Here is a 3,865-nt window from a genome sequence, read left to right on the forward strand (position 1 = left end):
GTTAGTCACACCGCGGTGATGCCATCGCAGGCAAGCCAGCTCCCACACAAGCCCGGCTCCTACATTTTTTGAGGGTGTTTATTCAGGAAAGCGGCGGCAAACCATAGGCAGCCAAATCAAAATCCGCGAGTTTGCGGATGATCTGGTCGGCATGCTGGTACTTGCTGTCGGCCATGGCTTCATCCGGCACGGCGATGGCGGTCATGTTCGCGGCCTTGGCGGCCGTGACACCGAACGGCGAGTCCTCGAACACCAGGCAATCCTCGGGCGCGACGCCCAGGCGGCGGGCCGCGGTGAGGAAAATGTCTGGCGCGGGTTTGGCAGCCCCCACTTCCGGGTCATCGGCGGTGACGATGGTGCCGAACAGGCCAAACCACTCGCGGTGCAAGGTGGTCTTGTGGCCAAACGAATTACGCGACGAACTGGTGCCCACGGCAATCGGGATGTTATGCGCCTTCAAGTGCCGGACCAGCGCTTCGGCGCCAGGCATTCCCAAGGCCTTGGGGAAACGCTCGCTCATCAGCGGTTCGCGGATTTCGAGGAATTCAGCCGGGGTGATCGGCAGGTCCAGCGCCTTGACCACGTAGTCGGCCAGGTCCTGGGCACCGCGCCCGATGATGTGCTGCTTGATGCCCCAGTCATAGGTACGGCCGTAGCGTTCGGCGATGATCTGCGTCACTTCGGTGTAGATACCTTCCGTGTCCAGCAACAACCCGTCCATATCGAAAATCACGGCCTTGATCGGACCGACAGCGGTACGCGGTGCATTCATCACAACAGAACCTGGAGGAAGGACTAAAAGGATTCAGCACAATAACGGCCACGCTTGTCGACAGGCAACCCTTTAGACTGTGCGCCTTTCCTATTGAAGTGCCCGCGATGCTCTACCGTCTAGCCGCCGACAGCCTGGTGCTGTTTCACCTCTGCTTTATCCTGTTCGTACTGTTCGGTGGCCTGCTCGCCCTTAAATGGCGCCGAGTGATATGGCTGCACCTGCCCGCCGTCGCCTGGGGCATCGCTGTGGAGGTGCTGCACCTGCCCTGCCCGCTGACCCGTTGGGAAAACCTGTTTCGCCACCTCGCCGGGCAAGACGGCTATGGCGGTGGCTTCATCGAGCACTACATCCTCACATTGATCTATCCCGCGGGCCTGACCGCGAATATTCAACTGGTGCTGGGCGCGGTGGTGGTGCTGATCAACCTGGTGGTGTATGCACGTTTGATCAGGCGCGCTTAGGCAGGCAACCCAAGCCATCCAATGTGGCCTCCACCGCCTGTTCCAGCGGTGTGTGGGGCTCCTTGCCCAATACCGCGACCAGACGCTGGTTGTCCATGCGCAATGGTGTGCGCCAGAGGTAACGCATCTCCTGCATCTCGCGGAAGGTGACGACAAAAGGTGCGGCCAACGTCGACAGCCACCAGGGAAAAACGCTTACACGGGGTTGCCGACCCGACCTACGTAACACCACGCGCTGGATGGCCTCGCTCATCTGCGTGCCATCGGTATCGATATGGCCCGCCATGTGAAAACTGGCGAAAGCATCGAGAGTGGCACGGCGCTCAAGCAACTCGACTATCGTACAGGCCACGTCCGGCAGGTAGGCCCATTGATGCAACACGCCTCGCGCCCCCGGATAACTCACTTTGGCGACCGGTTTTCCAGGCTTGAGCAGCCCCATGGAGAACCAACTGCTACCCGCACGGGCGCCGAAAAAATCCCCGGCGCGCACGACCAGCACCCGCGCGCCCTGCTGGGAGGCGACCAGCAAACGTTGCTCCATTTGCACGCGGATCGCGCCCTTGCGCGTCTGCGGATGCTGGGGCGAATCCTCATGCAGCACGGGAAAGGCATCCGGCCCGAAGTTGTAGACCGTACCCGGCAACACAATGGTCGCGCCCTCGGCGATAGCGGCCGCGATGGTGTTGTCGATCATCGGCAGCACCAGCCCGGCCCAATTGCGATAACCCGGTGGGTTGACGGCATGGACGATCACCTCGCAACCACGCGCCGCCGACAGCACGTCCTGCCGATTGAGTGCATCACCCGCACGCCAGGTAAGACTGGGGTTCTGGCGACGGGCTTTGTCCACATCCCGAGTCAACGCACATACGTCCCAGCCCGCCGCTACCAGTTGCCGCGCGACTTCGCCACCAATTCCGCCGGTTGCACCCAATACCAGAACCTTGCTCATGACCTTCTCCCACATGGATTGATGGGGCAATTGTGTGGGTGGCACTGCTATAGAGGAATTGTCGAAGACCAACCAATCGCTATACATTTATGCATGGCAGCGAATATTGGTTGGGAGCTTTACCGGTCATTCCTCGGCGTGCTCAAGGAAGGATCGTTGTCGGGGGCCGCGCGGCTGCTCGGCATCACACAGCCTACAGTCGGTCGGCATATTGCTGCGCTGGAGACGGCATTGGGCGTGGTGCTCTTCACCCGCTCGCCCACAGGGCTGTTGCCCACGGCGGTGGCTCACACCTTGCGCGCCCACGCCGAAACCATGGAACGTACCGCCGCCGCCCTGGAGCGTGCCGCCTCAGCCCAGGGCGACGAGGTACAAGGGGTGGTGCGAGTGTCGGCCAGTGAAGTGGTCGGCGTGGAAGTACTGCCGCCGATCATCACCGAGTTACGCCGCCAGCACCCGCACCTGCGGGTTGAACTGGTGCTGACCAACCGCCTCAGCGATCTGCTGCAACTGGAGGCCGACATCGCCGTGCGCATGGTCCGACCGCGCCAGGAGCAATTGCTGGCACGGCGTGTCGGCCTGATAGAAGTCGGCCTGCACGCCCGCGATGATTATCTGCAACAACATGGCATGCCGCTGCATATGCACGACCTGGCCGACCATTCGGTGATCGGCTTCGACCAGGAAAACGCCTTTATCCGCAGCCTTGCCATCAAGGGCTTCGAACGCAGCGCCTTCGCCCTCAGCAGCGACAGCGACCTGGCACAGCTGGCACTGATCCGCGCCGGTGCCGGTATCGGGGGTTGCCAGGTGCAACTGGCCAAGCGCGACCCACGTCTGCGTCGGGTGCTGCCACAGGCTTTCGCACTCAAATTGGACACCTGGGTGACCATGCACGAAGACCTGCGCAACAGCCCGCGCTGCCGGGTGATGTTTGATGCGTTGGTGGAAGGTTTGCAGCGTTACGTACAGGTTTGAGACAGCTTCACTGGTAAAGAATCAGGCTTCCCTCAATCCGTTCGTAGACGCCCCCATGTCCGAAGCCTTCGAAGTCCCCAGCCCCCACGAAAAACACGTCGAACACACCACTGAACATGCCCACGGCCGCGGTGACAATTTCGCCAGCCGCATTGCCGTGATGACCGCCCTGATGGCCACGGTCGGCGCCATGCTCAGCTACCAGGCAGGCTCCACCGAAAGTGAAGCGGCGATGGACAAGAACAACGCCGCCATCATCAAGACCGAAGCCGCCAACCAGTGGAATTACTACCAGGCCAAATCCAGCCGGCAAAACCTGGCCGAGCTGGCCTCGCACATTCCTGGCGTCGATGCGGCGCACTACAACGACGAAGTGCAACGCTACAAGAGCCAGAAGGAAGAAGTCCGTAAGCAGGCCGAAAAGCTTGAGGCCACATCAAAGGAATGGGACCGGAAATCCGAAGAGGCTTTGCATCAGCATCACCGCTGGGCGCAGGCGATGACGGCGATTCAGATCGCGATTTCGTTGGCGGCGATTACCTTGCTCACACGCAAGGAATGGCTCAAGCGCCTGTCATACACCGCCGGCGGCGTGGCGGTGGTGTTAGGCAGCCTGGCATGGCTGCATCTCTGACGGAACGCGGTCAAATGCAGGGGCGGGCTTGCTCGCGAATGCGGAGCGTCAGTAGATAGATG

5 protein-coding genes are annotated in these 3,865 nt (G+C 61.2%); 3 read left to right on the top strand and 2 right to left on the bottom strand.

Annotated elements, in window-relative coordinates:
• Window positions 1-82 precede the first annotated feature (82 nt).
• Window positions 83-772: an HAD-IA family hydrolase gene (locus ACRESD_RS13040; RefSeq protein WP_431751275.1), complete on the bottom strand. Its 690-nt coding sequence runs from the start codon at window positions 770-772 to the stop codon at window positions 83-85.
• 107 nt (window positions 773-879) lie between these two features.
• Between ACRESD_RS13040 and ACRESD_RS13045 the strand changes: the two genes are divergently transcribed.
• The gene (locus ACRESD_RS13045) at window positions 880-1,236 is read left to right on the top strand and encodes a DUF2784 domain-containing protein (protein ID WP_431751276.1); all 357 of its coding nucleotides are present in this window, start codon (window positions 880-882) and stop codon (window positions 1,234-1,236) included.
• Here the strand turns inward: ACRESD_RS13045 and ACRESD_RS13050 are convergent.
• Window positions 1,223-2,191: an NAD(P)H-binding protein gene (locus tag ACRESD_RS13050; RefSeq protein ID WP_431751277.1), complete on the bottom strand. Its 969-nt coding sequence runs from the start codon at window positions 2,189-2,191 to the stop codon at window positions 1,223-1,225. The two genes, ACRESD_RS13045 and ACRESD_RS13050, sit on opposite strands and share 14 nt — an antisense overlap.
• Window positions 2,192-2,284: 93 nt before the next feature.
• On the opposite strand from ACRESD_RS13050, the gene ACRESD_RS13055 reads away from it, so the two are divergent.
• On the top strand, window positions 2,285-3,169 hold the full coding sequence (locus tag ACRESD_RS13055) for a LysR family transcriptional regulator (RefSeq protein ID WP_431751278.1): 885 nt from the start codon (window positions 2,285-2,287) through the stop codon (window positions 3,167-3,169).
• A gap of 55 nt (window positions 3,170-3,224) precedes the next feature.
• Window positions 3,225-3,803 carry a DUF4337 domain-containing protein gene (locus ACRESD_RS13060; RefSeq protein ID WP_431751279.1) on the top strand — a complete coding sequence of 193 codons (579 nt, stop codon included), beginning with the start codon at window positions 3,225-3,227 and terminating at the stop codon, window positions 3,801-3,803.
• Window positions 3,804-3,865 lie beyond the last annotated feature (62 nt).

It is taken from the genome of Pseudomonas sp., assembly GCF_050739995.1.
GTDB lineage: Bacteria > Pseudomonadota > Gammaproteobacteria > Pseudomonadales > Pseudomonadaceae > Aquipseudomonas.

What these genes read in the sequence shown, in the direction of transcription:
- ACRESD_RS13060 (WP_431751279.1), top strand. Translation starts at nt 3,225, where the DNA reads ATGTCCGAAGCCTTCGAAGTCCCCAGCCCCCACGAAAAACACGTCGAA.
- ACRESD_RS13040 (WP_431751275.1), bottom strand. Translation starts at nt 772, where the DNA reads ATGAATGCACCGCGTACCGCTGTCGGTCCGATCAAGGCCGTGATTTTC.
- ACRESD_RS13050 (WP_431751277.1), bottom strand. Translation starts at nt 2,191, where the DNA reads ATGAGCAAGGTTCTGGTATTGGGTGCAACCGGCGGAATTGGTGGCGAA.
- ACRESD_RS13045 (WP_431751276.1), top strand. Translation starts at nt 880, where the DNA reads ATGCTCTACCGTCTAGCCGCCGACAGCCTGGTGCTGTTTCACCTCTGC.
- ACRESD_RS13055 (WP_431751278.1), top strand. Translation starts at nt 2,285, where the DNA reads ATGGCAGCGAATATTGGTTGGGAGCTTTACCGGTCATTCCTCGGCGTG.